This window comes from Polaromonas sp. P1_G1 (assembly GCF_056405595.1).
In genome coordinates this window covers 1-434 of record NZ_JBFUBU010000202.1, presented here as the reverse complement: position 1 = coordinate 434, position 434 = coordinate 1, and the positions used below count along the sequence as shown (strand labels likewise).

1 pseudogene is annotated in these 434 nt (G+C 66.6%); it reads right to left on the bottom strand.

Annotation, left to right across the window (positions count from 1 at the left end):
• Positions 1 to 261, bottom strand: a pseudogene (locus AC1D1Y_RS26470) (GNAT family N-acetyltransferase); the annotation flags it as partial.
• Positions 262 to 434 lie beyond the last annotated feature (173 nt).

The window sequence follows — 434 nt, the reverse complement described above, 5'->3', positions numbered from 1 at the left end:
GTCGTGGTAGCTGCTGCTGCCCAGCACGCGGCCGGTGGCTTCGTCGGTCACGGCAAAGGCAAAGCGGTTGCCGGCCTCGCGCATGGCCAGCGCGTCTTCGATGTATTTTCGGGTCTGCTCAGGCTCGGGCACCGAGGTGATGCGCAGGGTCCACAGCTCGCCATCAGCGGCGGCGGCGCGCAGGCCGGCTTCATGCTCCAGGCCCAGGGGAACCAGCTTCACGCCGCGGGCGGTCAGGGTGACGGGTTCTACAAATGCCATGGGGCCTTACTCCTTGTCGCTTTTCTGGCGATTGCGCCAGCGGCGGGCCAGCTGCAGGCCCAAACCACCACCGAAGCCCACCAGCACGATGCCACCGATGCTGGCATTGCTGTAGCCCGCCGCAAAGATGTCCCAGCCGATCAGGCGACCTATCCAGAAGCCCAGCAGCGCAC